We start from the raw sequence: 26837 nt of genomic DNA on the forward strand, positions 1-26837 counted from the left end.
GCTCCTGTCACGCCGTGGGATGGCTCAGCCCTTGAGGGCTCCCGAGGTGAAGCCGCGGACGTAGTACCGCTGCAGGACGAGGAAGACCGCCACGCACGGCAGGGCGGAGACCACCACTCCCGCCTGCAGGGCCCCGAAGTCGACCGAGCCGAGGCTGCCGGACTGGAGGTTGAACAGCGCGACCGGCAGGGTGAACTTCTCCCCGTCGGTGAGGAAGATCAGCGGCGCGACGAACTCGTTCCACGCCGCCAGGAACGAGAACAACGCGATGGTGACGATGCCGGGGAGCACCCCGCGCAGCAGCACCCGCCACAGCGCGCCGCCGACCGAGCAGCCGTCGATCAGCGCGGCCTCCTCGAGCTCGATCGGCAGCGCCTCGAAGGAGTTGCGCATCATGAACAGCCCGAACGGCAGCTGCAGCACGGCCAGCACCAGCCCGAGCCCGAGCAGCGAGTTCTGCAGGCCGAGCCACCCGAGCAGGAGGTACAGCGGCACCAGGATCGTCGTGTAGGGCACCATCAGGATGGCGAGGGTGACCAGGAAGAGCAGGTTGCGCCCGGGGAACGCGACGCGGGCCATCGCGTAGCCGCCGAGCGTGGTCGTCACGACGGTGACGCCCACCGCGACGAGGGCGACCACCGTCGTGTTGAGCAGGTAGGTGCCGAGGCCGCTGCCATAATCGGCGAGCCGCCGGTAGTTGCCGGTCCCGGAGTCGCCGGCCTGCCGCCCGGTGAGCGACGAGTGGAGCGTCCACAGCAGCGGCAGCAGGAACAGCACGGCCAGCGCCGCGCTCGTGACGTGCCGTCCCGCGCCCCGGATCACCGGCCCTCCCGGCGGATCAGGCGCAGCTGCGCGAAGTTCAGCACGATCAGCACGGCCAGCGTCGCCACCGAGACCGCCGCCGCCCGGCCGAGGTCCTGCGACAGGAACGCTTCGCGGTAGATGTCGATGACGACGGTGGCGGTGTCGTGCCGTCCGCCGGTCAGGATGAAGAACTGGTCGAACGCGAGCAGTGATCCGGTCAGCGACAGCACCATCGCGAGCGCGAGGGTCGGCCGCAGCAGCGGCAGCGTCACCCGCCACAGGATCTGCCGCCGGTTCGCGCCGTCGATGCGGGCGGCCTCGTACAGCTCCGGGTCGATGGACTGGAGGCCGGTCATCAGGATGAGCATGTAGAACCCGGCGAACCGCCAGGTGATCATCGCGACGGTCGAGCCGAGCGCGCTGCCTCCCGAGCCGAGCCAGTCCACCCGGCCGAGGCCGAGGAAGCCGAGGACCTGGTTGAGCGCCGAGGAGTCGGTGGTGAACAAGCCGTAGAACAGCAGGCTCGTCGACGCGAGACCGACCGCGCTCGGCAGGAAGAACACGGTGCGGACGAAGCCGCTGCCCGGCCGGTCGTGCTGGACCAGCAGCGCCAGCCCGAACGCGACCAGCCCGAGCACCACGGTGGTGACCGCGGTGTACTTCAGCGTGAACCCGACGGCACGCAGGAACAGCGGGTCGCTCAGCGCGGCGAAGTTCTCGACGCCGTTGGGCGCGGACGCGCCGACCAGCGGCCAGTGGTTGACCGACATCCACAGCATCAGCCCGAGCGGGACGACGAAGAAGACGGCGACCAGCACGGCCATCGGGGTCGCGTAGGCGATCCCCAGCCGCCGCCGTCCCCGGGCGATCGAGCCGCGGCGGCGGGGGTCCGGCGCCGGGGTGTCCGGCGCCGCGACCCGGGACGAGACCACCGACACCATCGTCAGCTGCCGCTGGCGAGCGACTCGGTGACGGCGGCGTTGTGCTGTTTCAGGGTCGCCCCGACGTCCCCGCTACCGAACACGGCGTCGAGCACCGTCGCCGTCCAGGGACCGGTGGTGTCGTTGAACGTCTTGCCGAAGTTGACCGAGATCGGCGTCCGGCCCTGGCTCGCGAGCCGGTTGAACACCCCGAGCCGCGGGTCCTGCCGGGCGTAGGTGTTGTCGGCGAGGTCGGCGCGGACGGTGATGTTCTTGCTCTTCGCGACGACGTCGACCTGGGCCTGGTCGGTCAGCGTCCAGGCGATGAAGTCCCACGCGGCCGCGGCGTGCGCGCTGGTGCTGCCGACGCCGAGCACGTCCCCGCCGACGAACGACGAGCTGCCACCCTTCAGCCCGGGGATCGGGGCGACACCGACCTGCAGGTCCGGCCCTTCCTTGATGCCTTGCAAAGCGGTGGCGCCCATCGGCTGGATGCCGATCTTCCCGTCGAGGAACGACTGCGTCCAGGTCGGGCCGGACTCGTTCTTCGCCGACGCCGGCACGAGCCCTTCGGTGTACATCCGCCGCAGCAGCGCGTAGACCTGCGCCGCCTGGGGGTTGTCGAGCGTGGCCGCCGTGCCCTGCTCGTTGAGCACCGTGCCGCCGGAGGCCCAGATCATCGGCCAGCTGGTGAACAGCTGGCAGCCCGGGCAGGCGCCGCCGAAGAAGTAGCCCTTGACGTCGCCGCCGAGCGCGGTCACCTTGCGGGCGGCCGCGACCACTTCGTCCATTGTGGACGGCGGTTTCGCCGGGTCGAGGCCGGCGCGGGTGAAGAGGACCTTGTTGTAGAACAACGCGGACAGGTCGATGTCGTGCGGCACCGCGTAGTGCTTGCCTTCGAAGGTCGCCGCCTTCACGTGCGCCGCGGCGAGGGTCCCCTTGAACGGCAGCTGGTTCACGCGCGCGGTGACGTCGAGGAACAGGCCCTTCGCCGCGTAGTTGGGCGCGTAGACGACATCGGCGGCCAGCAGGTCCGGCAGCTGCCGGGCGCCGGCGGCGGTGCCGACCTTCTGCTGGTAGGAGTCGGCCGGGAAGACCGTCAGCTTCACCTTGTTCCGGTGGCTCGCGTTGTAGGCGTCGATCAGCGTCTGGCTGAAGGTGGCCGTCGGCGAGCGGGTCCACATGGTGATCGTGGTGCCGTCGTCCACACTCGCGGTGTCCCCCGCCGCGGTGGTGGCCGGGCCGCTCTGGCAGGCCGCGAGCAGCAGCGCACCGGCGACGGCGGCGAGGAAACGGGCGTGCGAAGTCATCGACTCTCCTAACGGGAGGCCGTTGCTTGCGGGAGGCAATCGGGGAAATTTAGGAAACCGGTTGCCTAACCACGCTAGGCTCTGGCTCGCCGGCCCGTCAAGGCTTCGTCACTCCTAGTCGACGGCGTTACTTTTGGTCATCGCCGAGCCCCGGAGGTACTGTGCGACCATGCCCCCGCGGAAACTTTCGGAAACTCCCGGAAACCTCGCCAAGCCGGCCACGATCAGCGAGGTCGCACTGCTGGCCGGCGTCTCCGCCGGGACCGCGTCGAAGGCGCTGAACGGCCGGGGGTCGCTCCGCCCGGAGACGCGGCAGCGGGTGCTGGCCGCGGCCGGGCAGCTCGGCTTCCAGCCCAACCGCGCGGCCGTCACCCTGAACTCCGGCCGCACCTACACCGTCGGCATGATCACCACCGACACCATCGGCCGGTTCAGCATCCCGCTGCTGATGGGCGCGGAGGACGCGCTGGGCGCCGGCGAGATGTCGGTCTTCCTCTGCGACGCCCGCGACGACCCGATCCGCGAGCAGTACTACCTGCGCACGCTGCTGTCGCGCCGCGTCGACGGCATCATCGTCACCGGCCGCCGGACCCAGGCCCGCCCGCCGATCGGCGCGGCGCTGCCCGTCCCCGTCGTGTACGCGTTCATCAGCTCGACCGACCCGGCCGACTGCTCCGTCGTGCCCGACGAAGCCGGCGGCGCCCGCAAGGCCGTCGAGCACCTCCTGGCCACCGGACGCCGCCGCGTCGCCCACATCACCGGCCCCGAGCACCACCATTCGGCGACGGTCCGCGCCGCGGCCGCCACCGAGCGGCTCGCGGAAGCCGGCCTCGAGCCGGCCGGCACGCCGATGTTCGGCGAGTGGAGCGAAGCCTGGGGACGGCAGGCGGCCCGGATGCTGCTCGGCGCGAACGCGCCGTTCGACGCGGTGTTCTGCGGCAGCGACCAGATCGCCCGCGGCACCGCCGACGCGCTGCAGGCGGCCGGGCACCGCGTCCCCGCCGACGTCGCACTGGTCGGCTTCGACAACTGGGACGTGATGGCGGCGGCCTGCCAGCCACCGCTGACGAGCGTCGACATGGAACTGGAGACCCTCGGGCGCACCGCCGCCGAAATGCTCCTGGCGGCCATCAACGGCGAGCCCTCACCGGGGCGGCACACCCGCCCGTGCCGGCTGGTGGTCCGGGATTCGACCGCCTGAGGCACGGCCGCGGCGAGGAGTTCCTCGTCGCTACGGCCGGGGCAGCTGCCCGAGGTAAGCCCGCAGCATCGTCTTGACCGGGTCCAGGAGCTCGGGCGATCCGTCGCCCCGGAAGGCTTCCTGGAGCACGGCGTCCGCGGCGAGGAACGCCGTGCGGCACGCCACCGCCGCCGCATAGTCGTCGTGCAGCAAGCGCTGTGCGACCAGGATGCGGTGCACGCCGGTCGCCATCACGCGCTTGTGGGCGTGGTCGGCTTCCCGGGCGCCGTCGGTGAGGCCGCGGCCGAACCACAGGGCGCGGAACCCGGGCTCGGCGCGGTAGAGCCCGGCGAACGCGTCGACGAGCAGGCCGACCGGGTCGTCCCAGGTCTCCTGCTCCGCCCGCGCAGCGAACGCGTCCATCAGGTCTTCCAGCCGGGCGAGGTAGCCCTCGGCCAGCGCCTCGGTGATCGCCTCGCGGTCCGGCAGGTACTGGTAGAGCGCCCCGACCGAGACACCGGCCTCGGCGGCGACGCGGGTCGTCGTCAGCGCCTCGACGCCTTCTTCGGCGAGCAGGCGGTCGGCGGCCGCCAGCACCCGGGCCAGCTTTTCCCGCGAGCGCGCTTGGCGCGGTACCCGGCGCACCCGGCTCTCGGCCATCCGCTCCCCAAACCTGAACGTGACTTTGATTCGTATTTATCCTAGCCTCGGCGCATGGCAGACGCGAGTTCGATGCTCGACGAGGCACGGCGGTCGGTGGCGAGGGCCTGTCACGGGCTCGCGGGCGAAGGCCTGCTCATCGGCAGCGCGGGCAACGTGAGCGTCCGGGTGGGCGAGCACGTGGCGGTGACCGCGACCCGGGTCGTGCTGAGCCGGGCCACGGCGGCCGACGTCACGGTCGTCGACCTGGACGGCGAGGTGGTCGCCGGCGAGCGGGCCCCGACCTCGGAACTCGAGCTGCACCTCGGGATCTACCGGCGCTACGACGCGGGCGCGGTGGTGCACACCCACTCCCCGCAGGCCACGGCGGTGTCCCTGGTGCTCGACGAGCTGCCCTGCGTCCACTACCAGCAGCTGGCCCTCGGCGGCGCGATCCGGGTCGTGCCGTTCGCCGTCTTCGGGTCGCCGGAGCTGGCCGCGGGAACCCTCACGGCGCTCGACGGCAAGTCCGCGGCGCTGCTGGCCAACCACGGCGCGGTCGCCCACGGCCCGACCCTCGAAGCCGCGGTCGACAACGCGCTGCTGCTCGAATGGGCGTGCGGGCTGTACGTGCGGGCGGCGACGCTCGGCGCGCCCCGGGTCCTGGACCCCGCGCAGCAGGAAGCCGTCGTGACCGCGGCCGTCCGCCGGGGGTACGGCCGATGACACAGACGGTCGTGACGCTCGGGGCGCACGTGTTCGACGTGCAGGTCCGCCCGGTCGAGGCCATCCCGGACGGCCAGGGCGCGACCCTGGTGGAGCAGATCCGGTTCGGCCCGGCGGGCACCGCCGCGGGCACCGCGGTCACGCTGGCCAAGCTGGGCGCGACGGTCCGCACGGCGGGCGCGATCGGCACCGACCCGGTCGGCGACCTGCTGCTGGCGATGCTCGCCCGCCACGGCGTCGACACGTCCCTGGTGCTGCGCCGGGAAAGCGTGCAGACGTCGGCGTCGGTGCTGCCCATCCGAGCCGACGGCAGCCGGCCCGCCTTCCACGTCCCCGGCGCGAACCTGACGTACGAGCCGTCGGACGCCCCGGCACCGGACATCGCCCGCGCGACCCACCTGCACCTGGGCGGCCCGGAGCTGATGGGCGGGGAGAAGGCGGCGAAGATCCTCGCCCCGGCACGCGCGGCGGGCGTGGTGACGTCGGCCGACCTGCTCGCCCCCGGCGACCCCGGCGTGCTGGCGTGGCTCGCGCCCGCGTTGTCCTTTGTGGACTACCTGCTGCCGAACGAAGAACAGCTGCTGGGCTTGACGAACGCGGCCACCCTCGAAGCCGGTGCCCGTGCACTGCTCGACGCGGGCGTCGGCTGCGTAGCCGTCACCCGGGGTGCGCGCGGCGCGCTGGTGGTGACGGCCGGCGATACCCTCGCGGTACCGGCGTTCGACGTACCGGTGGTGGATACGACGGGCTGCGGCGACGCGTTCTCGGCGGGCTTCCTGCGAGGCCTGGGCCTCGGCCGATCCCTGCGCGACGCGGCGGTCCTGGGCAGCGCGGCGGCCGCACTGGTGGCCGGCGGTCTCGGCAGCGACCACGGCGACTTCGACCTCGCCGCGGCCGACACCTTCGCCGCGGACACCTCCACCCTCGCCTGAAGCGACCCCGGGTGACGAATTCCTGCATCGACACCCCTTGACTTGACGATTTCCCGCATTCAAGATGCCTCTCGTGCGGATCGAAGGCAAAGCACCCGAACTGGACCGGCGCATCGTCGCGGCCCTGCAGCTCAACGGCCGGGCGTCGTGGGGCGCCATCGCGCGGCACGTCGGGGCGAGCGAGTCCACCGTCCTGCGGCGGGCCGCGCAGCTCACCGACAGCGGGCGGCTCCGGGTGATCGGGGTCGTGGACGTGCTGCGGTGCGGCCTCGGCGTGCCGGTGCTCACGCGGCTGCGGTGCCGGCCCGGTACCGCCGCCCGCGTGGCCGAGGCGCTCGCCGCGCGGCCCGAGGTGCGGTACGCCACCGTGCTCGCCGGCAGCGCCGACTGCTCAGCCGAGTTCGTCCTGCCCTCCTATCGCGACATCGCGCGGCTGCAGGAAAACGGCTTCCCCGGCGAGGGGGACGTCCGCGGCGCCGAGACCTTCGCCGTGATGCGGACGTTCACCTCCAACCACGACTGGGATTCCGGCGAGCTGAGCCGTGAAGCCGTCGCCGAGCTGCGCGGCGGGGAGGTCCGGCCGTTCGAAGAGCAGCACTGGGAGCGCCCGCCCGAGCAGCTCGACGAGCTGGACCTCGCGATCTGCGCCGCGCTGGGCGAAGACGCGCGGGTCCCGTTCAAGGAAGTGTCCAAACTGGCCGGCACCAGCGAGTCCACCGTGGCCCGCCGCGTCGATTCGCTGGTGCGCCGCGGCTGCCTGCGGTTCCGGACGCTCGCCGAGCCGTCCATGTTCGGCTACGCCCTCGAATTCATGCTCTGGCTCTCGGTCGTCCCCGGCGAGCTCGACCGCGCCGGCCAGCAGCTCGCCGCGCACCCCGGCACCAAGTACCTCTCGGCCACCACCGGCCGGTTCAACCTCGTCGGCCAGATCGTGCTGCGGCACTACGGCGAGCTGTACCGGCACACCACCGACGTCGTCGGCGCGCTGCCCGGGCTCCGGGAAGCCGACGTGACCCTGCAGGTTTCGACGCTCAAGCGCGCGTGGGCCCCGACGCCCGCCGCCAAGCTGGAGGACGCATGACCGGACAACCGTGGCAGTGGGACGAAGCGACCTGGCGTGGGCACGTCGAGCACGTCCGCGCCGGGCGCCCGCTGCGCCCGGCCGCGTGGCCCGGCGGCGCGAAGGTGGCGGTGGCGCTGTCCTTCGACTCCGACCACGAGACACCCGCGCTGCGCGACGGCGAAGTCCTGCCCGGCAAGATGGCGCAGGGCGAGTACGGCGCCCGCGTCGGCGTCCCCCGCATCTTGAAGCTCCTGCAGCGGCACGACGCACCCGCGTCGTTCTTCGTGCCCGCCGTGTCGGCGCTGCTGCACGACGGCGAAGTGAAGTCCTATGTGGACGCCGGGCACGAAGTGGCGCTGCACGGCTGGATCCACGAACGCAACACCGCGCTCACCGAGACCGAGGAGCGCGACCTCGCCTTCCGCGCCGCCGACGTGCTGGAACGCCTGGCGGGCACCCGGCCGGTGGGCATCCGGACGCCGTCGTGGGACTTCTCCGCGCACACCCTCGCCATCACCCGCGAGCTCGGCCTGACCTACGACTCGTCGCTGATGGCCGACGACGACTGCTACGAACTCCTCGAACACGGTGAGCCCACCGGGATCGTCGAGCTGCCGGTCGAGTGGATCCGCGACGACGCACCGTACTTCATGATGGACCGGTTCGCGTCGCTGCGGCCCTACACCCCGCCGCGCGGGGTGCTCTCGATCTGGCGCGACGAGTTCGACGCCGCGTACGCCGAAGGCGGGATCTTCCAGCTCACCATGCACCCGCACATCATCGGGCACCGGTCCCGGATCGCGATCCTGGCCGAACTGCTCGACCACATCGGCGGCCACGACGGCGTCTGGTACGCCACGCACGCCCAGATCACCGAGCACGTCCTCCGGGAGCAAGCATGACCACTGTGGACACCGTCGTGAGCCACCGGCTGACGGCGCAGCAGCGCAAGGCGATCGTCGCCGGTGCCGTCGGCAACACCGTCGAGTGGGTCGACTGGGCCGTCTACGCGACCTTCGCCCCCGTCTTCGCCGGCCAGTTCTTCGCCGGGGGCAACGAAACCACCGCACTGCTGTCCACTTTGGCCGTGTTCGCCGTCGGGTTCGTCATGCGCCCGATCGGCGGCGCGGTGCTCGGCGCGTACGCCGACCGGAAGGGCCGCAAGAAGGGCCTGACGCTCACCATCTCGCTGATGGCCGGCGCGTCGATCGTCATCGCGCTGTGCCCGACGTACGCGCAGATCGGCGTGCTGGCCCCGATCGTGCTGCTGCTCGCCCGGCTCGTGCAGGGCTTCTCGGCGGGCGGCGAGTTCGGCTCGTCGTCGGCGTTCCTCATCGAATCCGCGGCGCCCGGGCGGCGCGCGTTCGCCGGTTCGTGGCAGCAGGTTTCGGTCGGCCTGGGTTCGCTGATCGCCGCCCTGATGGGCACGATCCTCAACTCGACGTTGCCGGAAAGCGCTCTCCACAGCTGGGGCTGGCGGCTCGCGTTCGGCATCGCCGGGCTGCTCGGCCTGGTCGGCTTGTGGCTGCGCGTCTCGGTGCACGAAACCGAGGCGTTCACGAAGATTTCCGCGAAGCCGCGGCGCAACCCGCTCGTCGCGATGCTCCGCGACCACCCGGGCGCGGCCCTGCGCGTGGCCGGCATCACCATCGCCGGCACGCTGATCTACTACGTGTGGGTTTCCTACATGCCGGCCTACGCCCACCTGAGCACCGGCATCCCGCTCAAGACGGCGCTGCTCGCCAACACCCTCGCCATGGTCGTGTTCATCGCGCTGCTGCCGTTCGGCGGCCTGCTGTCGGACCGGATCGGGCGCAAGACGACGATGACCGCGTTCGCCGCCGGGTTCGTGGTGTTCGCCTGGCCCGCGTTCCACTTCCTGGGCAACAGCTTCTGGAGCGTCTTCGCCGTCGAGCTGATCGGGCTGGTGCTGATCGTCGGCTACTCGGCGAACTGCGCGGTGATCATGGCCGAGCAGTTCCCGGCCGAGGTGCGCACCACCGGCATCGGCCTGCCCTACGCCCTCGCGGTGGCGATCTTCGGCGGCACCGCCCCGTACGTGACGACCTGGCTCACCGCGAACCACCTCGGCCACCTGGTGTGGGTCTACGTGGCCGTGGCCGCCCTCATCGGCGTCGCGGTCTACCTGACCATGCCGGAGACCAAGGGGAAGGAGCTGTAGTGCGGACCGTGCTCGTCACCGGCGCCGGCGGCGGGATCGGCGCGGCGATCGCCGCCCGGTTCGCGGCCGCGGGCGACCGGCTCGTCCTGGCCGACCTCCGCCCGGCGGAACTGTCCACAGTGGCCGCACGGCTGGGCACCGGCGTCGTCGAGCTCCCCGGCGACCTCGCGGACGCGGAGTTCGCCGAGGGACTCGTCGAGCGGGCCGGCCCGGTCGACGTCCTCGTCAACGCGGCCGGGATCTACCCCGCCACTCCCCTGCTGGAGATGACGGCGGCCACGTGGGACCGCGTGCAGGACGTCAACGTCCGCGCCGCGCTGCTCACCACCGTCGCGTTCGGCCGCGCGCACGCGAAGGCCGGTACGCCCGGCGCGGTCGTCAACATCTCCTCCGGCGCGGCGACCCGGGCGCGGCCCGGCGCCGCGCACTACGCGACGTCGAAGGCCGCGCTGGAGATGGCCACGAAGGCGTGCGCGGTGGAACTCGGCCCGCACGGCGTCCGCGTGAACGCCGTCAGCCCCGGGTTCGTCACCGTGGACAGCGAGGCCAACCCGGTCACCGAGGCCTACGCGGCCGCGGTGTCGGTGAACCCGCTCGGCCGCCGCGGCGAGCCGCGGGAAGTCGCCGACGCCGTGTTCTGGCTCGCCGGTCCCGAGGCGGCGTGGATCACCGGCGCGGTCCTGCGCGTCGACGGCGGGTCCACGGCGGGCGCGGCGGGCCTGCCCCTGCACTGGACCGGGGAAACCCCGGTGCAACATGGAAAGGAAGCGCATGTCTGACCGGCGCTCGTACACCGTCGTCGGCGGCGGCGCGATCGGCGGGACGCTCGCGTTCCACCTCGCGCGCGCGGGCCACCCGGTGTCCATCGTGGACACCGACCCGGCGCACGTGGCCGCGATCGACGTCCACGGCCTCACGCTGCGCCGCCCGGACGGCGACGAAACCGTCGAGCTGCCCGCGTCCGGGCCGGCGGACGCCCCGCCGGTCCTCGGCCGGGTCCTGCTGGCGGTCAAGGCCCAGGCCACCGCGGCCGCGCTGGACTGGCTGGCGCCGCGGCTGGCGGAAGACGGCTTCGTGGTGTCCCTGCAGAACGGGCTCAACGAGCCCCTGATCGCCTCCCGCGTCGGTCCGGATCGGACGGTCGGCGCGTTCGTGAACCTGTTCGCCGACGTCGTCGGGCCCGGCGTCGTGCGCGACGGCGGCCTCGGCGCGCTGGTCGTCGGCGAGCCCGACGGCCGGATCACGCCACGGGTCGAGGAGGTCGTGGCGGACCTGCAGGCGTGGGGCCCGGCGAAGGCGACCGCCAACGTCGAGGGCTACCTGTGGGCGAAGCTCGGGTTCGGCGCGATGCTCACGACGACCGCGCTCGCCGACGCGCCGATGGCCGACCTGATCGACCGGCACCGGCCGCTGATGCACGCGCTGACGGCCGAGGTCTTCGCCGCGGCCGGCGACCGCACGCTGGAGGCGTTCGACCAGTTCGACCCGGCGGCCTACCTGCCCGGCGCGACCGGCCGCGAGGAAGCGACCGACCGCCTGATCGCGTGGCTGCGGACCCAGCCGAAGGACCGCAGCGGCATCTGGCGGGACATCGCCGTGCGGCACCGGCCGGTCGAGGTCCACCACCACTACGCGCCCGTGCTCGCGGAAGCGCCGGTTCCGTTGCTGCGCGCGGTGCTCGCCCGGCTGCGGGACGTCGAAACCGGCGCCGTCGCGATGTCCGAAGACCACCTGACCGAACTGGAGCGAGCGCTGTGATCCGGGAACTGCACGAGTGGGTGCGCGCGCACCGCGACGACCTCGTCGCCGACATCGCCGCCTACGTCGGCATCGAGACGCCCAGTGACGACAAGTCCGCTTTGGACCGTGGACTGTCCTGGGTGGACGGCTGGCTGCGCGAGCGGCTCGGCCCTCCCGAGCACGTCCGGGACGTCGACGGCGGGCCGTACGGCGACGTCAAGGTCTACGACTTCGCCGGCACCGGCGAGCCGGTGCTGCTGCTCTGCCACTACGACACCGTGTGGCCGCTGGGCACGCTGGCGGAATGGCCGTTCACCGTGGACGGCGACCGCGCGACCGGGCCGGGGATCTTCGACATGAAGTCGGGCCTGGTGCACGCGGTGTGGGCGCTGCGCGCGCTCGACGCCGCCGGGCTCCCCCGCCCCGCCGTGCGGCTGGTCCTCAACGGCGACGAGGAGATCGGCAGCCCGGCGTCGCGGCCGGTGATCGAGGAGGCCGCCGCGGGCACCCGCGCCACGCTGGTGTTCGAGGCCAGCGCCGACGGCGCGGTGAAGACCGCGCGCAAGGGCGTCGGCATCTTCCGGGTCCGCGCGACGGGCGTCGAGGCGCACGCGGGCCTCGACCCGGCGAAGGGCGCGAGCGCGATCGACGAACTGGCGCGGGCGATCCTGACGCTGCACGGACTGTCCGATCCGGAAGCCGGCACGACGGTCAACGTCGGCGTGATCGAGGGCGGCACCCGCACCAACGTGATCGCGGGCGCGGCGTCCGGCGAGATCGACGTCCGCGTGTCGAGCGAGGCGGAGGCCGCGCGCGTCGACGCGGGCCTGGCGGCGCTCAAGGCCCACGACCCGCGGGCGTCGCTCACGATCGAAGGCGGCTGGAACCGGCCGGTGATGGAACGCTCGGCCGCCATCGCGCAGGTGTACGAGCTGGCGCGCGAAGAGGCGGCGGAGCTGGGCGTCACGCTGAGGGAGTGTTCGGTGGGCGGCGCGAGCGACGGCAACTTCGCGGCCGCACTGGGCCACCCGGTCCTCGACGGCTTCGGCGCGGTCGGCGACGGCGCGCACGCGCGCCACGAGCACATCAGCATCGAGGGCACACTGGAGCGCACCGCCCTCGCGGCGGCCGTCCTGCACCGCCTGGCCGCCGGGTAGCCGGCCGCGATGTCTTGAATGACTCATTCAGGTCCTCGGAGGTCCTGAATGAGTCATTCAAGACCTCGGCGAGCGAACCACCGCACCTCTGCCGGGGTGAAGGTCCCCGTCAGGCCCGGCCGAGCACCCTGGCCAGCCCGCGCCGAGGTGCCCGGCGCCGCAGCCGCCCGGCGACCGCGTCTTCCAGCAAGGCGCCGACCGTCTCGCGGGCGCATGCCTTGTTCGCCCCGATCCCGCCGGACGGCCCGCGCTTGATCCAGCCGGCCACGTACGTCCCCGGCGCGACCCGTCCCGAGTCGTTCGGCACCGTCCCGGAATCGACGTCGAACGGCAGCCCCGCCACCGGCGTCCCGCGGAACCCCGCCGCCCGGATCACCCGGCTCGCCAGGATCTCGACACCGCCGGACGTGCGCACGCCGCGGACCTCGGTGTCGCCGGTGAACGCGACCGGCGAAGAGTGGAACCGCAGCACGACCCGGCGGCCGTCGGGAGGCGGCGACGACCAGTCCACCGCCTCGCGCGGCAAGTCCCGCAGCAGCGCGGCTTTCCCTTCCCCGGCGTCGATCGCCGCGGCGATGCGCGGGTCGTGGTCGTCCACGACGAGGTCGCCGCGGGCCGCCAGGGCCAGCAGTTCCGAGCGCGTGTACGCGGCGTCCTCGGGCCCGCGCCGGGCCAGCACCACGACCTCACGCACCTTGCTCGACCGCAGCCGGGCCAGCGCCGGTGCGGCGAGCGAGGTGCCGGCGAGCGACGACGGATCGGCCGTCAGGATCCGGGCGATGTCGAGGGCCACGTTGCCGGTGCCCACCACGACCACGCGCTCGGCCGAGAGGTCGACGGCGCCCGGCCCGACGTCCGGGTGGCCGTTGTACCAGCCGACCACCGACGCGGCCGGGAGGCTGCCGGGCAGATCTTCACCGGGGATGCCGAGGCGGCGGGCTTCGGTGGCGCCGACCGCCCAGATCACCGCGTCGTGCCGCTCGGCCAGCTCCGGGCCGGCCTCGGCCCCGAGCCGCAGGCGCAGCCGCGGGTGGTCGTGGAAGCGCGCGAACGTCTCGCCGATCTTCTTCGTCGACGGGTGGTCGGGTGCGACGCCGTAGCGGATCAGCCCACCCGCCACCGGCAGCCGGTCGATCAGGGTGACCCGCGAATCGGTGTGCAGCAACAGGTCCTCGACCGCGTACATGCCGGCCGGGCCGGTGCCGACGACCGCGACGTCCAGCGGCGCGAAGTCGCTCGGGAGGATCCGGGCGAACGACGGCGGGGACCACCGGTGGAAGTTCGGGGCGGCGGTGGCCTCGGCCAGCACGTCCCGCCCCGCGTAGTACTCGGCGTTGAGCTCCGGGTAGACCGCGAGCGGCCCGGTCAGCGCGCCGGCCGGGAAGATCGCGTCCACCGGGCAGGCGTCGGCGCAGGCACCGCAGTCGATGCAGGTGTCCGGGTCGACGTAGAGCATGTCCGTCGTCCCGAAGTCCGGCTCGTCCGGCGTCGGGTGGATGCAGTTGACCGGGCAGACCGACACGCAGGAGGCGTCGGCGCAGCAGGTCTGCGTGATCGCGAACGCCATGTCAGATCAGGTTCGCGCGCTTGTAGAACCACAGCGACGGCTTGGTCAGCAGCCCGGCCGAGTGCAGGAACTCCATCAGCCCGGAGCAGCTCGAGCGCAGCATCGACTTGTGGTGCTCGTTCGCCTTGGCCTCGCGCCGCGCCCGCTTGCCGTCCAGCCCGGCGTTCTCGTAGACCTTGGCGTTCACCATGCTGGTGACGATGAAGTAGGACGCGACCGCGACGACGAAGCCGTTGATCTGGCGGCGCAGCCAGCCCGCGCCCTTGAGCCGCTCGCGGGTTTCCTCGCGGGCGAACTTCATGTGCCGCGACTCCTCGACCACGTGGATGTTGTTGATGGTCCGCACGAACGGGACCACCCGCTCGTCGCGCATCCAGTCGCGCTGCATGACGTCGAGGACCTCTTCGGCGACGAGGATCGCCGCGTAAGCGGCCTCCCCGGTCGCGGTGGCCTTGAAGACCCGGCCCAGCTCGACGACGAACCGGCGCGGCCGGTACGCGGGCGCCCGCAGTTTCGCGGCGCCGCGGGCGAACATGATCGAGTGGCGGCACTCGTCGGCGATTTCGGTCAGCGCCCACTGGAACGCCGGGTCGGTGGGGTCCTTGGCGTAGAAGTCGCGCAAGACCATCTGCTGGAGGATCATCTCGAACCAGATCCCGGTGCTCGCCACCGACGCCGCCTCGTGGCGGGTCAGCTCGCGCTGCTGCTCGGGAGTCATGTCCGCCCAGTAGGAGGTTCCGTAGAGCGTGCTCCACTCCGGGCTCGCGCCGTGGTAACCCGTGTCCAGCGGGGTTTCCCAGTCGACCTCCTTGACGGGGTCGTAGGAGAGCTGCTCCGACGAGTCGAGCAGGCGCCGCGCCACGGTCTCCCGGTCCGACACGCCCGCTTCGCCGATGCTCGTCATGGCCGACCTCCTCGTCAGGTGTTACCGAAGTTCACTGTTACCAACCGTAACACATACCGCCCCGCCCGCCAGTGGGCATCTGAGTGAACAGTTGTACACTCAGCGGGTGAAACCGCTGCCGTACGGCTCGGGGCTGCTCGGCCCGCTGGACCAGAACGTCACGGCGTTGCGACGGCGGGTCCAGCGCCTGCTCACGGCCGCCCTGATCGCCACCAACGTCATCGGCGCCCTGGTCGTGGTCGGGCTCGCGGCGCTGCTCATGCCCGCGCCCGGCATGTCGGGCGAGCTGGTGCGCGTGACGGCGATCGCGGTCCCGGTGTACGTCGTTTCCGCGGTCGTCGTCGGCACGCTGTGGGGCACCGGCGGAGCGCTGCGGACGCTGCGCTGGGCGGCCGAGGGACGCCGTCCCACCGACGCCGAACGCACCGCGAGCCTGCGCGTCCCGCTGCGGCTGACCGTGGTGCAGGCCGTGCTGTGGGGCGTCGCGACGCTGGTGTTCGGCGGGCTCGCGGCGCTCGTCCAGCCGTCGGTCGTGCTGACCGAGCTCCTGGTCGTCGCGTTCGCCGCCGTTGTCGTCTGCGCGATCGCCTACCTGTTCGGCGAGTTCGCGTTGCGGCCGTACGCGGCGCTGGCGCTGGCGGGCACGACGCCGCCGCGCCCGGTCACCGGCGGCGTCAACCTGCGGATGCTGCTGTTCTGGTGCCTGGGCACCGGGGTGCCGGTGGCCGGGCTGGTGGTCACCGCGGTGCTGGCCTGGGTCCGCGGCGACGTCTCGACCACCAAGCTGGCCGTGTCGGTGATCGCGCTCGGGCTGGTCGTGCTGTGCTTCGGCCTGCTGGTCACGGTGTTCACCGCCCGTGCGGTGGTGAACCCGATCACCTCGGTCCAGGACGCGCTGGGCCGCGTCCGGGCCGGCGACTTCGCCGTGGAAATCCCGGTCTACGACGGCACCGAGCTCGGCCTGCTGCAGGCAGGGTTCAACGGGATGGCGGCCGGGCTGGCCGAGCGCGAGCGGCTGCGCGACCTGTTCGGCAGGCACGTCGGGCACGAAGTCGCGGTCGAGGCCATGCGGACGGCCACCGAGCTGGGCGGCACGGTGCGGACGGTGTCGGTGCTGTTCGTCGACCTCGTCGGCTCGACGGCGCTGGCCGCGAGCCGCCCGCCCGAAGAGGTCGTCGACCTGCTCAACCGGTTCTTCGCGGTGGTGGTCGACGAGGTCGACCGGCACCACGGGCTGGTCAACAAGTTCGTCGGCGACGCCGCGCTCGCCGTCTTCGGGGCCCCGGCCCCGCTCGGTGACCACGCGACGTGCGCGCTCGCCGCCGGCCGCGCGATCGCCCGCCGCCTGGCCGCGGAGGTCCCGGACGGCCCGGCCGGCATCGGCGTGGCGACCGGCGACGCGGTCGCGGGCAACGTCGGCGACCCGCGCCGCTTCGAGTACACGGTGATCGGCGACCCGGTCAACGAAGCCGCCCGGCTGACCGAGCTGGCGAAGAACGCACCCGCCCGCCTCCTGGCCTCCTGGACGGCGGTCGAATCCGCCACGGAGACCGAAGCGGCCCAGTGGGTGGCGAAGGAGGAAGTGGTGCTGCGCGGCCGCTCCCGCCCCACGACGCTCGCCTCGCCGAGGTCTTAGCGGCGCGGGTCGATGTGGACCTTCGGGCCGGCGCCGCCGATCCGCTCCCCCGCCAGCACCGCGCCCACGCCGTCGAGGCCGACGGTCGCCCCCACCAGCGGGCGCGGGTCGACCGCTCCGCTCGCGTACGCCTCGATCGCCTCGGCCAGGCCGGGTGACGCCGACAGGACGCCCACGGCCGTGACGTCCTTGAACACCAGCGCACGCGTGTCCACCCGGCTGGGGCCGCCCGACAGGCCGATGCAGACGACGCGGCCGGCGGGCTCCACGAGGTCCACGGCGAGCGCGGGCGCGTCCGCCGCGCCGGTCGCGTCGACGACCGCGTCGAAGGGCAGGTCCGGCAGCGTGTCGCGGGTCCAGACGCCCGTGAAGCCGAGGCCGCGGGCGAAGTCCAGCGCGGCCACGCCCATGAGGTGCACCTCGGCACCCGCGGCCCGCAGGAACATCGCCGTCAGCAGCCCGATCGTCCCCGGCCCGAGCACCAGCACCCGGTCCCCGGGGCCGGCTTGCGCCGCCTTCGCCGCGCGCAGGGCGTTGCCGCCCGGTTCGACGAGCGCGCCCAGCACGGCGTCGACGCTGTCCGGCAACGCGTGCAGCGACCACGCCGGGACGGCGAGCCGCTCCGCCAGCGCCCCGGGCCGGCCACCGCGGATGCCGACTTCCTCTCGCTGCTCGCAGGTGTGCTGGTGGCCCCGGCGGCACCGGCGGCAGGTCCGGTCGCCGAGCATCGTGTCACCCATGACCCGGCGGCCGAGCCAGGCGGGGTCGACGCCGTCCCCGACCGCCGAGACCGTGCCCGCCCATTCGTGCCCGAGCCGCATCGGGTAGGCGGCGTGGCCGTCGTGCAGGTACGGCATTTCGCCGGTGAAGAACTCGACGTCGGTGCCGCAGACGCCGGCCCGTTCGACGTCGACGACGACCTCACCCGGCACCGCCACCGGCGAGGGCACCTCCCGCACGGAGTACTCCCGGGGCCCGGTGAGCACGAACGCCCGCATGATCGAAGACATGCTGCATGCTCGCACGCCGCCGCCGATCCTTTCGCGGGTGGTTATTTTCTCCATTTCCCGAAATGGAGAAAGAATGAATCGATGGAATTCGGGTAACGCATTCCGGGCGAATGCGACTAACGCGGTGATCGCGTTTCGTCCGGGAGGCACCGTGGACGTCAAGACCGAACGGCCGTCCGAGCAGCAGGAGGCCGCCGCCGCGCGGGCCGGGCGGCGCGCCGCCGAACGCCGGGCCAAGATCTCACTGCTCCGCACCCCCGGCGGGATCGCCAAGGCCGACGAGCCCGGCCGCGTGGCCACCCGGATCGACCGGCTCGCCCGCTACCACCCCGACGTGCGCCCGGTCAGCCCGGCGGCGATCGCGGCCGGGGACCCCGCGGCGATGGCGGCCGCGGGCGCGATCCTCGAACGGATCATCCTGACCGACGACACCCTCGGCGTCGGCTACCTCGAAGGCGGCGTCCGGGCCGCGTCGGCCGTGGGCCGGGTGAACATCCGCGACGAGCACGGCCGGCTCACCGGCTACGGGACCGGGTCGCTGGTGTCGCCGGAACTGCTGCTCACCAACCACCACGTGCTGCCCGACGCGGCGACGGCCGGGTTCAGCGTGATCGAATTCGACTACCAGGACGGCGCCGACGGCCTGCCCCGGCCGGTGCACGCGTTCCGGCTGGACCCCGGCCGGTTCTTCGCCGCCGACGAGGACCTCGACTTCGCGCTCGTGGCCGTGCACGCCTCGGCCGAAGAACTGAGCGGCTTCGGGTTCAACCGGCTGATCGGCACCGAGGGCAAGGCGATCGTCGGCGACTTCGTCACCATCGTCCAGCACCCGAAGGGCGAGAAGAAGAAGGTCGCGCTGCGGGAGAACCGCGTGGTCGATGTGCTGGAGCAGTTCCTGCACTACGAGACCGACACCGAACCCGGGTCGTCGGGCTCGCCGGTGTTCAACGACCAGTGGGAGGTCGTGGCGCTGCACCACGCGAGCGTCCCCACCGGCGACCACGCCGAGCTCGGCCGCTTCATCAACGAAGGCATCCGGGTCAGCAAGCTGCTGGCCTTCCTGCGCGGCAAGCAGTTCACCGCCGGCGAGCAGGCCCTCGTCGACCGGCTGTCCACCCGCGCCGAGCGCACGGCACCGGCGGCCGGCGACGGCGGGCCGCGGGTGCTCACCCTGACGATGCCGGTCGACATCCGGCTGCGCGCCGAACCGGCGGCCGCCGCACCGGAGACCGGCCGGATCGACCCGGACTACTCGAACCGGGAGGGCTACGACCCGGCTTTCCTCGGGCCCGAGGTGCCGCTGCCGGCGCTGCCCGAGGCCCTCGTGCCGCTGGCCGCGATCAACCGGCAGGCCACCGCCGAGCCGCGGTACGTCCTGCCGTACCACCACTTCAGCGTCGTCCTGCACAAGGAGCGGCGGCTCGCGCTGTTCACCGCGGTCAACATCGACGGGCGCGCCAGCCGGGCGTTGCGCCGCGAGGCCGACCACTGGTCGCTGGACCCGCGGGTCGAGGAGAGCGAACAGGTCGGCGAGGAGATCTACCGGGCCAACCCGCTCGACCGCGGCCACCTCGTCCGCCGCCTCGACCCGGCGTGGGGCGCGACGGAGGCGATCGCCCAGCTCGGCAACGACGACACGTTCCACTTCACGAACTGTTCGCCGCAGCACAAGGACTTCAACCAGAACAAGACCACGTGGGCCGGGCTCGAGGACTACGTGCTGAACAACGCGGCCAACCACGACCTCAAGGTCACCGTGCTCACCGGCCCGGTCCTCGCCGAGGACGACGACCGCTACCGCGGTGTCCAGTTGCCGCGTCAGTTCTGGAAAGTCGTCGCGATGGTGAAGGCCGGCGGCACCCTCTCGGCGACGGCGTACCTGCTGAGCCAGGAGGAACTGATCAAGGGCCTGGAGGCCGAGGGCGAGTTCAGCTACGGCGCGTACCGCACGTACCAGGTCCCGGTCCGCCGCATCGCCGACCTGACCGGACTGTCGTTCGGCGAGCTGCCGGACGCGGATCCCTTGGAGCGCCTGGAATCCACGGGCGAGGTGCGCGAGATCGGCGGACCGGACGACCTAGTGCTCTGAGCCGCGCAGCACCTCGGACGCGCGACGGCGGTGCACGGCGAACAGTTCCAGCGCCGCGTCCCGATCCCCCGCTCGCAGCGCCTCGGCGAGTTCGCGGTGCTCGGCGGGGATGCCCGCGAGGTAGCCCTCGGACTCGAGACCGATGCGCGTCAGCAGGAACAGGTGCACCTGCGAGCGGATCGCTTCCCACGCCTCGCGCAGGCGGCGGTGGCCCGCGGCGGCGTAGACCGCGTCGTGGAACGCGAGGTCGCAGCGGACCATCTCGTGCGCGTCGGCCGCCCGTTCCATGCGGCCGACGACGGCGTCGATCTCCGAAAGGTCGGGCGCGTGCTCGACCACCAGCGCGACGGCGAGCTGTTCGAGCGCCGCCCGCAGGCTGTCCAGCTCGGCGACGTCCCCGTCGGACAGCGCGGTGACCGTGGTCCCCCGGTGCCACTCGCCGCGCACGAGCCCCTCGCGCGCCAGCTTGAGCAGCGCCTCCCGCACCGGCCCGCGGCTGACGCCCAGCGCCCCGGCCAGCTCGACCTCGCGCAGCTGGCTGCCCGGCGCGTACCCGCCGTCGAAGATCGCGTCGCGGATGCGGTCGGCCACCTCGTCGGCCAGCCCGCGCCGGCGCGCGGGAGCCACTTGAGCGTTCATGTCTTAATGTTAACATTCAGACATGACGCTCCCCCGCTTCCACCTCGCCGTGCCCGTCGACGACCTCGCCGCCGCCCGCCGCTTCTACGGCGAAGTCCTCGGCCTCGAGCCGGGCCGCAGCGCGGCCACCTGGGTCGACTGGAACCTGCACGGCCACCAGTTCGTGACGCACCTGGCGCCGTCCCGGCCGGAGCGGGTCCACAACCCGGTCGACGGGCACGACGTGCCGGTGCCGCACTTCGGCCTGCTCCTCGCCGTCGAGGAGTTCCACGCCCTCGCCGAGCGGCTGCGCGCCGCCGGGACGCAGTTCGTGATCGAGCCCTACCTCCGGTTCGAGGGGCAGCCGGGCGAGCAGTGGACGATGTTCCTGCTCGACCCGGCCGGGAACGCGCTGGAGTTCAAGGCGTTCGCCGACGACTCACAGGTCTTCGCGGTCTGAGCCGCCGGACCCGCGCAGCGAACCCGGGTGCGCCTTCGCCCCGGGGTCGCGCCGGGTCTTGACCAGGCTGGCGACGGTCACCACGGCGAGGACGCCGATGATCACCGCGAGGCTGACCGGGGTGGCGATCTCCGGGACGCGCGCGTCGACGTCGACGTGCGCCCAGTGCAGGATCAGCTTCACCCCGATGAACGCGAGGATCACCGCGAGCCCGGCGGAGAGGTAGACGAGCCGGTCGAGCAGTCCCTTCACGAGGAAGTACAGCGCGCGCAGGCCCAGCAGCGCGAAGGCGTTGGCGGCGAAGACGATGAAGGGCTCGTCGGTCACGCCGAACACCGCCGGGATCGAATCCAGCGCGAACAGCAGGTCGACCCCGCCGATCGCGACCAGGACCACCACCAGCGGCGTGACGAGCCGCCGTCCCCCGGCCCGGGTGGTCAGCCGGCCGCCGTCGTAGGTCTCGGACACCGGCAGCAGGCGCCGCGCGGTGCGCACGACGAGGTTGTGCTCGATGTCGGGGTCGGCGTCGCGGTGCCGGAACAGCTGGACGCCGGTGAAGATCAGCAGCAGGCCGAACAGCAGGAACATGAAGGAGAACAACGCGAGCAGGGCCGCGCCGAGCGCGATGAAGAGCCCGCGCATCACCAGCGCGAGCACGATCCCGAACGTGAGCACCTTGTGCTGGTGCTCTTCTGGGACGGCGAACGTCGTCATGATGATCACGAAGACGAACAGGTTGTCGACCGACAGGCTCTTTTCGACGATGTAGCCGGCGAAGTACTCGGCGCCGAACTCACCGCCGTGGGCCAGCGCCAGCCAGACGCCGAACGCCACCGCGACGAGGATGTAGCCCACCGACCACGCGACGGCCTCGCCGAACCCGACCCGGTGCGGCCGGACCGCGGCAAGCACGAGGTCGACGGCCAGCAAGGCCAGGACGACGCCGATGGTGACGAGCCACGTGCCGGCGCCGATGCCCATCCGTTCCCCCGCTCCCGCGTGCTTGCCGCGATCGTAGGGGCAAGCGCGGGCCCCCGCACCCGGGCTCCACTGTGGACGATCAGCACTGTGGACAGTCAGCGCGGGGTCAGGTCGGCCGCGGCGAGCGGCGCGTCCGGGTCGAGCTCGACACCGCCCGCGCGCAGGGTGTCGTCGACGATCCCCCAGACCCAGCGCGCCAGCAGCGCGGCCAGCTCGGCGCGGCTGACCCCGCGGGGGTTCTCCAGCCAGCGCGAGGTGCTCGTCTCCACCAGGCCGACCAGCCCGAACGCGACGGCCTCGCAGACGCGGGTGTCCATCCCGAAGAGCCCGAGGTAGTGCTCCAAGACGACGGTGAGCTGGCGGGCGATGGCGGTCTTGCCGTCGGCGAAGACGTCGGGCTCGGCGTCCATGCCGTGCTTGGTCAGGTAGCGGTAGAGCGAGCCGTGCTCGGCGAGCCAGCGGGTGTGCGCGCCGATCGCCGTCCGGATCAGATCCATCGGCGTGCCGCCGGGGCTCCACAGCGGCGCGAATTCGGCGGTGATCAGCTCGGCCACCCGGCCCGCGATGGCGTGCTGGAGATCGGCGGCGCCGTCGAAGTGCCGGTAGAGCCGCGTGCGGGCCACGCCGGCTTCGTCGGCGATCTGCTCGGTGGACACCTCGGGCCCGTACCGCGTGATGGCGCGCAGCCCCGCCTCGACGAACTCGCCGCGACGGCGTTCCCGCTGCCCGGCCCACCGCACGGCCCGCCCATCCGGCGGCCGCGGTCTGTCCGTCGATGTCATCGGCAAGAAGTGTATCGACGCGGCGCTATCGCGTACACTGCCGTACCTCTTACTTTGGGTGCAGCGTGGTCACGGAGAGTACCAATGGGGACAGCAGACGAGGACCCGCCGGACGCGGAACTGCTCGCCGCCCTCCGCGCCGGCGACCTCGCCGCGGGCGGCACCCTGTTCCGCCGCCACGCGGGCCCGCTGCGCGGCATCGCGGGCGGCTGGGCGAACCAGCCCGCCGAGCGCGACGACCTGGTCGCCGAGGCGTTCACCCGCGTCCTGACGGTGGTCCGCGCGGGCGGCGGCCCGGTCGGCGACCTGCGGCCGTACCTCGTCGTGACGATGCGGAACCTGGTGTCCCGCTGGGGAAAGCAGGGCAGCCGCGTCGAGCTGTGCGAGACGGTCCCCGAGGCCTCCGCGACGGGCGGCGCCGACGAGCGGGCCCTGCACCGCTCGAACCAGAAGCTGGTGTGGACGGCGTACTGCACGCTCCCGGGCCGCTGGCGGACGGTGCTCTGGCGCACCGAAGCGGAGGGCGACACCCCGACGGAGGTCGCCCCCCTGCTCGGACTTTCACCCAACAGTGTGGCGGCGCTGGCGATGCGGGCGCGCGAGGGCCTACGGCAGGCGTACCTGCAGGTCCAGGTACCGGACGCGGAGGAGCCGATCTGCCGCGAGCCCCGCCGCCGCATGGGAGCGTGGGTCCGCGGAGCCCTGTCCGCCCGCCGCGCGACGGCGATCACCGAGCACATCGCGGGCTGCCGAGCCTGCCGGACGGTGGCGACGGGCCTGGACGAGGCCAACCGCGAACTCCCCACGACGGCGGCCCGCCTCACCGGCTGATCCCCACCCGCGCTCGCCCCGGGAGGTCTTGAATGACTCATTCAGGACCTCCCACGCCCTGAATGACTCATTCAAGACATCGGCACCGGGGTCCTGCATCCGCGCGGCCACCCCGGGGTTGCGTGAAGGTTGCCCCACCCCCCACCAGCCGGGTTACCGTGAGGCCACGGCCCCAGGAGGTGGCGGTGGACGAAGGCGTCTGCGCGGTCCGGCCCGGCATCGACGTGGCCGGGCACGCCCGGCTGCTCGCGGGCATCCACGACGCCGTCCTGGCCGGGAAACCCCCGAAAACCGCTCCGCGCCTGCTCGTAGAACGCTCTTGGCGCCGCGTCGCCGCCCAAGGGGTCGATCCCGATCGGCCGCCGGCGCCCGATCCCGTCGGCGTCGCCGAAGTCGAACGGCGGCGGAGCGGCTGCCGGCTGAACGAGGTGCTGCCCGAGCTGCGGGGCGCGCTGACCTCCGTCGCCGAAGACGCGCACCACCTCATGGTCGTCGCCGACGCCGACGGGGTCGTGCTCTGGCGGGAAGGCGCCAAAAGGGTGCGTCACCGAGCCGACTCGCTCGGCTTCACCGAAGGCGCCACCTGGTCGGAGCCCGCCATCGGGAGCAACGCGATCGGGACCGCGCTGGCCGAGGCCGCGCCGGTGCAGATGTTCGCCGCCGAGCACTTCGTGCGGTCGCACCACGCCTGGACCTGCACGGCCTACCCGGTGCACGATCCGCGGACCGGGGAGCTGCTCGGCATCGTCGACGTCAGCGGGCCGGCCGAGACCGTGCACCCGATGACCGTCGCGCTGGTCGGGACGTCCGTGCGGCTCGTCGAAGCCCTGCTGTGGCAGCGGCACGAGGCCCGGCTGCAAGGGCTCCGGCAGCTGTCCGGGCACGTGCTCGGCGGCGGGCCGGGGCTGGTCGTCGACGACCACGGCTGGGTCGCCGCCCAGAGCGGGGTCTCGGGGATCGACCGGGTCGCCGCGCCCAGCCCGGGCGTGCCGGTCGCCGTGCGCGGGATCGGGGCGTGCGAACCCGAGCCGGTGCCCGGGGGGTGGCTGCTGCGGCCGAGCCGCCGGGAACGGCTGCGGCTCACCCTCGAGTTCGGGCCGCCGCGCGCGATCGTCGAAGGGTCGGCGCGGTGGACGCACCCGCTCGGGCCGCGCCAGGCCGACCTGCTGCGGCTGATCGCGACCGCCGGTCCGGCCGGGGTGTCGGCCGCGCAGCTGTCGGAAACCGTCTACGGCGACCGCACGCACCTGGTGACCGTGCGCGCCGAGCTGTCGCGGCTGCGCAAGCTCGTCGGCGGCCTGCTGCTCGCCCGGCCGTACCGGATCGCGCCGGACGTCGACGTCGTGCTGATGCAACCTTAGGGCAACCCTTACGCGGACCCGGGCCGCCGGGGTTGGCTGCCCTCAGCGCGCCGCCGACGAAGACGGTGCCCGAGACGGGGAGGTCCGCTCATGACCCAGACCCTCGAACCGGCCGCCGCCGTCGGGGCCCGGCAGCGCGTCGAAGGCTGGCTCGCCGACTTCGAGGCCGCGCTCGCGGCCCGGGACGCGGACCGGGCCGCCACCCTCTTCGCGACGACGTCGTTCTGGCGCGATCTGGTCGCCTTCACCTGGAACCTCAAGACCGTCGAAAACCGCGACGGCGTCCGGGATCTGCTCCTCGCCACGATGGACACCACCGACGCGAGCGGCTTCCACGCCACCGAGGAGCCGACCGAAACCGACGGCGTCGTCGAGGCCTGGATCGGCTTCGAAACCGCGGCCGGCCGGGGCCGCGGGCACCTGCGGCTCACCGACGAGGGCGCGTTCACGCTGCTCACCACGCTGCACGAGCTGAAGGGCCACGAAGAGCCGATCGGCACCGCGCGGCCGAAGGGCGCCGAGCACGGCGTCCACCGCGACCGCGTCACCTGGTCCGAAGCCCGGCAGGCCGAACGAGAAGAACTGGGCACCACGCGGCAGCCGTACGTCGTCGTCATCGGCGGCGGCCAGGGCGGGATCGCGCTGGGCGCCCGGCTGCGCCAGCTCGGCGTGCCGCACGTGGTCGTCGACCGCTACGCCCGCCCCGGCGACCAGTGGCGCGGCCGTTACAAGTCGCTCTGCCTGCACGACCCCGTCTGGTACGACCACCTGCCCTACCTCGACTTCCCGCGCAACTGGCCGGTCTTCGCGCCCAAGGACAAGATCGCCGACTGGCTCGAGATGTACACGAAGGTCATGGAGGTGAACTACTGGTCGTCGACGACGTGCCGGAGCGCCTCCTACGACGAAGAAGCCGAGGAATGGACGGTCGTCCTCGACCGCGACGGCGAAGAAGTCGTCCTCAAGCCGAAGCAGCTGGTGCTCGCGACCGGCATGTCCGGCAAGCCGAACGTCCCGGAAGTGCCCGGCCAGGACCGCTTCCAGGGCGAGCAGCACCACAGCTCGCAGCACCCCGGCCCGGACGCCTACCGCGGCAAGAAGGCCGTGATCATCGGGTCCAACAACTCGGCGTTCGACATCTGCGGCGCGCTCTGGGAAGCCGGCGCCGACGTCACCATGGTCCAGCGCAGCTCCACGCACATCGTGAAGTCGGACTCCCTGATGGACCTCGGGCTCGGCGACCTGTACTCGGAACGCGCGCTGGCCGCCGGGATGACGACGCAGAAGGCGGACCTGACGTTCGCCTCGCTCCCCTACCGGATCATGCACACCTTCCAGCAGCCGGTGTACGCCGCGATCAAGGACCGCGACCAGGAGTTCTACGACCGCCTCGAAGGCGCAGGCTTCCGCCACGATTGGGGCGACGACGACTCCGGCCTGTTCATGAAGTACCTGCGCCGCGGCTCGGGCTACTACATCGACGTCGGCGCCGCGGACCTCGTGGCGAACGGCGACGTCAAGCTCGCGCACGGCCAGGTCACCGAACTGACGGAGAACTCCGTGAAGCTCGACGACGGCACCGAGCTGGAGGCGGACCTGGTCGTCTACGCCACGGGCTACGGCTCGATGAACGGCTGGGCCGCGGACCTGATCAGCCAGGAGGTCGCCGACAAGGTCGGCAAGGTGTGGGGCCTGGGCTCCGACACCACGAAGGACCCGGGGCCGTGGGAAGGCGAGCAGCGGAACATGTGGAAGCCGACCCGGCAGGAGGGGTTGTGGTTCCACGGCGGGAACCTGCACCAGTCCCGCCACTACTCGCTCTACCTCGCCCTGCAGCTCAAGGCCCGCGCCGAAGGCCTGCCGACGCCGGTCTACGGGCTGCAGGAAGTGCACCACCTCGCCTAGCGTCCGGGGCTCGTGAGTGTTTAGTCGGGTTAGAACCCGA

The 26837-nt window shown here is 72.6% G+C and carries 25 protein-coding genes; 15 read left to right on the top strand and 10 right to left on the bottom strand.

Annotated elements, in window-relative coordinates; all coding sequences use genetic code 11:
* Positions 1-24: 24 nt before the first annotated feature.
* The 3 genes from SD460_RS30040 to SD460_RS30050 are packed head-to-tail and all read right to left on the bottom strand — an operon-like array spanning position 25 to position 3034.
* Complete coding sequence (locus tag SD460_RS30040; RefSeq protein ID WP_290053718.1) at positions 25-822, bottom strand: carbohydrate ABC transporter permease; 798 nt, start codon at positions 820-822, stop codon at positions 25-27.
* On the bottom strand, positions 819-1745 hold the full coding sequence (locus SD460_RS30045; RefSeq protein WP_318307054.1) for a carbohydrate ABC transporter permease: 927 nt from the start codon (positions 1743-1745) through the stop codon (positions 819-821). Before SD460_RS30045 ends, SD460_RS30040 begins: the two co-directional genes overlap by 4 nt.
* A gap of 2 nt (positions 1746-1747) precedes the next feature.
* A complete protein-coding gene (locus tag SD460_RS30050) occupies positions 1748-3034 on the bottom strand; it encodes an ABC transporter substrate-binding protein (protein WP_290053723.1) in 1287 nt (428 codons plus the stop codon).
* Between the two features lie 169 nt (positions 3035-3203).
* Between SD460_RS30050 and SD460_RS30055 the strand changes: the two genes are divergently transcribed.
* Positions 3204-4235 carry a LacI family DNA-binding transcriptional regulator gene (locus SD460_RS30055; RefSeq protein ID WP_290053727.1) on the top strand — a complete coding sequence of 344 codons (1032 nt, stop codon included), beginning with the start codon at positions 3204-3206 and terminating at the stop codon, positions 4233-4235.
* 30 nt (positions 4236-4265) lie between these two features.
* On the opposite strand, the gene SD460_RS30060 is transcribed toward SD460_RS30055, so the two are convergent.
* The gene (locus SD460_RS30060; protein ID WP_290053730.1) at positions 4266-4874 is read right to left on the bottom strand and encodes a TetR/AcrR family transcriptional regulator; all 609 of its coding nucleotides are present in this window, start codon (positions 4872-4874) and stop codon (positions 4266-4268) included.
* A gap of 54 nt (positions 4875-4928) precedes the next feature.
* Between SD460_RS30060 and SD460_RS30065 the strand changes: the two genes are divergently transcribed.
* From SD460_RS30065 to SD460_RS30100, 8 genes are all read left to right on the top strand, one after another.
* On the top strand, positions 4929-5579 hold the full coding sequence (locus SD460_RS30065; protein WP_290053733.1) for a class II aldolase/adducin family protein: 651 nt from the start codon (positions 4929-4931) through the stop codon (positions 5577-5579).
* Entirely contained in the window at positions 5576-6511 is a 936-nt protein-coding gene (locus SD460_RS30070; protein ID WP_290053734.1) for a carbohydrate kinase family protein, read from the top strand. Before SD460_RS30065 ends, SD460_RS30070 begins: the two co-directional genes overlap by 4 nt.
* 73 nt (positions 6512-6584) lie before the next feature.
* Positions 6585-7592, top strand: a complete 1008-nt coding sequence (locus SD460_RS30075) for an Lrp/AsnC family transcriptional regulator (RefSeq protein WP_438860578.1) — start codon at positions 6585-6587, stop codon at positions 7590-7592.
* Positions 7589-8476 (top strand): polysaccharide deacetylase family protein, encoded by an 888-nt coding sequence (locus SD460_RS30080; protein WP_290053739.1) that lies wholly within the window; start codon positions 7589-7591, stop codon positions 8474-8476. Before SD460_RS30075 ends, SD460_RS30080 begins: the two co-directional genes overlap by 4 nt.
* Positions 8473-9756 carry an MFS transporter gene (locus SD460_RS30085; RefSeq protein WP_290053742.1) on the top strand — a complete coding sequence of 428 codons (1284 nt, stop codon included), beginning with the start codon at positions 8473-8475 and terminating at the stop codon, positions 9754-9756. Before SD460_RS30080 ends, SD460_RS30085 begins: the two co-directional genes overlap by 4 nt.
* Positions 9756-10535 (top strand): SDR family NAD(P)-dependent oxidoreductase, encoded by a 780-nt coding sequence (locus SD460_RS30090; protein ID WP_318307055.1) that lies wholly within the window; start codon positions 9756-9758, stop codon positions 10533-10535. The genes SD460_RS30085 and SD460_RS30090 overlap by 1 nt, the downstream gene beginning before the upstream one ends.
* Complete coding sequence (locus SD460_RS30095) at positions 10528-11514, top strand: ketopantoate reductase family protein (RefSeq protein ID WP_290053748.1); 987 nt, start codon at positions 10528-10530, stop codon at positions 11512-11514. The genes SD460_RS30090 and SD460_RS30095 overlap by 8 nt, the downstream gene beginning before the upstream one ends.
* Positions 11511-12653, top strand: coding sequence for a M20 family metallopeptidase (locus tag SD460_RS30100; protein WP_318307056.1), 1143 nt, complete (start codon positions 11511-11513; stop codon positions 12651-12653). The genes SD460_RS30095 and SD460_RS30100 overlap by 4 nt, the downstream gene beginning before the upstream one ends.
* Before the next feature lie 109 nt (positions 12654-12762).
* Here the strand turns inward: SD460_RS30100 and SD460_RS30105 are convergent, their stop codons facing one another.
* Positions 12763-14220: an FAD-dependent oxidoreductase gene (locus SD460_RS30105; RefSeq protein WP_290053752.1), complete on the bottom strand. Its 1458-nt coding sequence runs from the start codon at positions 14218-14220 to the stop codon at positions 12763-12765.
* 1 nt (position 14221) lies between these two features.
* A complete protein-coding gene (locus SD460_RS30110; RefSeq protein ID WP_290053754.1) occupies positions 14222-15124 on the bottom strand; it encodes an AurF N-oxygenase family protein in 903 nt (300 codons plus the stop codon).
* 106 nt (positions 15125-15230) lie between these two features.
* Here SD460_RS30110 and SD460_RS30115 point away from each other — a divergent pair, with 106 nt between their 5' ends.
* Positions 15231-16760, top strand: coding sequence for an adenylate/guanylate cyclase domain-containing protein (locus tag SD460_RS30115; RefSeq protein WP_318307057.1), 1530 nt, complete (start codon positions 15231-15233; stop codon positions 16758-16760).
* Here the strand turns inward: SD460_RS30115 and SD460_RS30120 are convergent.
* Positions 16757-17770, bottom strand: coding sequence for a zinc-dependent alcohol dehydrogenase (locus SD460_RS30120; protein ID WP_318307058.1), 1014 nt, complete (start codon positions 17768-17770; stop codon positions 16757-16759). The genes SD460_RS30115 and SD460_RS30120 overlap by 4 nt on opposite strands.
* A 151-nt stretch (positions 17771-17921) precedes the next feature.
* On the opposite strand from SD460_RS30120, the gene SD460_RS30125 reads away from it, so the two are divergent.
* Positions 17922-19859 (top strand): DNA/RNA non-specific endonuclease, encoded by a 1938-nt coding sequence (locus SD460_RS30125; protein ID WP_318307059.1) that lies wholly within the window; start codon positions 17922-17924, stop codon positions 19857-19859.
* Here the strand turns inward: SD460_RS30125 and SD460_RS30130 are convergent.
* On the bottom strand, positions 19848-20498 hold the full coding sequence (locus SD460_RS30130; RefSeq protein WP_290053778.1) for a GntR family transcriptional regulator: 651 nt from the start codon (positions 20496-20498) through the stop codon (positions 19848-19850). The two genes, SD460_RS30125 and SD460_RS30130, sit on opposite strands and share 12 nt — an antisense overlap.
* Positions 20499-20520: 22 nt before the next feature.
* Between SD460_RS30130 and SD460_RS30135 the strand changes: the two genes are divergently transcribed.
* A complete protein-coding gene (locus SD460_RS30135; RefSeq protein WP_290053780.1) occupies positions 20521-20937 on the top strand; it encodes a VOC family protein in 417 nt (138 codons plus the stop codon).
* Here SD460_RS30135 and SD460_RS30140 read toward each other — a convergent pair.
* Positions 20917-21918, bottom strand: coding sequence for a TerC/Alx family metal homeostasis membrane protein (locus SD460_RS30140; RefSeq protein WP_318307060.1), 1002 nt, complete (start codon positions 21916-21918; stop codon positions 20917-20919). The two genes, SD460_RS30135 and SD460_RS30140, sit on opposite strands and share 21 nt — an antisense overlap.
* Before the next feature lie 95 nt (positions 21919-22013).
* Positions 22014-22700 (bottom strand): TetR/AcrR family transcriptional regulator, encoded by a 687-nt coding sequence (locus SD460_RS30145; protein WP_290053782.1) that lies wholly within the window; start codon positions 22698-22700, stop codon positions 22014-22016.
* 84 nt (positions 22701-22784) lie between these two features.
* Between SD460_RS30145 and SD460_RS30150 the strand changes: the two genes are divergently transcribed.
* The 3 genes from SD460_RS30150 (at position 22785) to SD460_RS30160 (ending at position 26797) form a co-directional block, all read left to right on the top strand.
* The gene (locus SD460_RS30150) at positions 22785-23531 is read left to right on the top strand and encodes a sigma-70 family RNA polymerase sigma factor (RefSeq protein WP_290053784.1); all 747 of its coding nucleotides are present in this window, start codon (positions 22785-22787) and stop codon (positions 23529-23531) included.
* Positions 23532-23716: 185 nt separating this feature from the next.
* Positions 23717-24892 (top strand): GAF domain-containing protein, encoded by a 1176-nt coding sequence (locus SD460_RS30155; RefSeq protein WP_290053786.1) that lies wholly within the window; start codon positions 23717-23719, stop codon positions 24890-24892.
* A 90-nt stretch (positions 24893-24982) separates the two neighbouring features.
* On the top strand, positions 24983-26797 hold the full coding sequence (locus tag SD460_RS30160) for a flavin-containing monooxygenase (RefSeq protein ID WP_318307061.1): 1815 nt from the start codon (positions 24983-24985) through the stop codon (positions 26795-26797).
* Positions 26798-26837: the final 40 nt, after the last annotated feature.

The organism is Amycolatopsis solani, from assembly GCF_033441515.1.
GTDB classification, from domain to species: domain Bacteria; phylum Actinomycetota; class Actinomycetes; order Mycobacteriales; family Pseudonocardiaceae; genus Amycolatopsis; species Amycolatopsis solani.

What these genes read in the sequence shown, in the direction of transcription:
- SD460_RS30045 (WP_318307054.1), bottom strand. Translation starts at nt 1,745, where the DNA reads ATGGTGTCGGTGGTCTCGTCCCGGGTCGCGGCGCCGGACACCCCGGCG.
- SD460_RS30095 (WP_290053748.1), top strand. Translation starts at nt 10,528, where the DNA reads ATGTCTGACCGGCGCTCGTACACCGTCGTCGGCGGCGGCGCGATCGGC.
- SD460_RS30135 (WP_290053780.1), top strand. Translation starts at nt 20,521, where the DNA reads ATGACGCTCCCCCGCTTCCACCTCGCCGTGCCCGTCGACGACCTCGCC.
- SD460_RS30145 (WP_290053782.1), bottom strand. Translation starts at nt 22,700, where the DNA reads ATGACATCGACGGACAGACCGCGGCCGCCGGATGGGCGGGCCGTGCGG.
- SD460_RS30105 (WP_290053752.1), bottom strand. Translation starts at nt 14,220, where the DNA reads ATGGCGTTCGCGATCACGCAGACCTGCTGCGCCGACGCCTCCTGCGTG.
- SD460_RS30050 (WP_290053723.1), bottom strand. Translation starts at nt 3,034, where the DNA reads ATGACTTCGCACGCCCGTTTCCTCGCCGCCGTCGCCGGTGCGCTGCTG.
- SD460_RS30120 (WP_318307058.1), bottom strand. Translation starts at nt 17,770, where the DNA reads ATGTCTTCGATCATGCGGGCGTTCGTGCTCACCGGGCCCCGGGAGTAC.
- SD460_RS30055 (WP_290053727.1), top strand. Translation starts at nt 3,204, where the DNA reads ATGCCCCCGCGGAAACTTTCGGAAACTCCCGGAAACCTCGCCAAGCCG.
- SD460_RS30130 (WP_290053778.1), bottom strand. Translation starts at nt 20,498, where the DNA reads ATGAACGCTCAAGTGGCTCCCGCGCGCCGGCGCGGGCTGGCCGACGAG.
- SD460_RS30085 (WP_290053742.1), top strand. Translation starts at nt 8,473, where the DNA reads ATGACCACTGTGGACACCGTCGTGAGCCACCGGCTGACGGCGCAGCAG.
- SD460_RS30070 (WP_290053734.1), top strand. Translation starts at nt 5,576, where the DNA reads ATGACACAGACGGTCGTGACGCTCGGGGCGCACGTGTTCGACGTGCAG.
- SD460_RS30080 (WP_290053739.1), top strand. Translation starts at nt 7,589, where the DNA reads ATGACCGGACAACCGTGGCAGTGGGACGAAGCGACCTGGCGTGGGCAC.
- SD460_RS30160 (WP_318307061.1), top strand. Translation starts at nt 24,983, where the DNA reads ATGACCCAGACCCTCGAACCGGCCGCCGCCGTCGGGGCCCGGCAGCGC.
- SD460_RS30065 (WP_290053733.1), top strand. Translation starts at nt 4,929, where the DNA reads ATGGCAGACGCGAGTTCGATGCTCGACGAGGCACGGCGGTCGGTGGCG.
- SD460_RS30140 (WP_318307060.1), bottom strand. Translation starts at nt 21,918, where the DNA reads ATGGGCATCGGCGCCGGCACGTGGCTCGTCACCATCGGCGTCGTCCTG.
- SD460_RS30110 (WP_290053754.1), bottom strand. Translation starts at nt 15,124, where the DNA reads ATGACGAGCATCGGCGAAGCGGGCGTGTCGGACCGGGAGACCGTGGCG.
- SD460_RS30060 (WP_290053730.1), bottom strand. Translation starts at nt 4,874, where the DNA reads ATGGCCGAGAGCCGGGTGCGCCGGGTACCGCGCCAAGCGCGCTCGCGG.
- SD460_RS30150 (WP_290053784.1), top strand. Translation starts at nt 22,785, where the DNA reads ATGGGGACAGCAGACGAGGACCCGCCGGACGCGGAACTGCTCGCCGCC.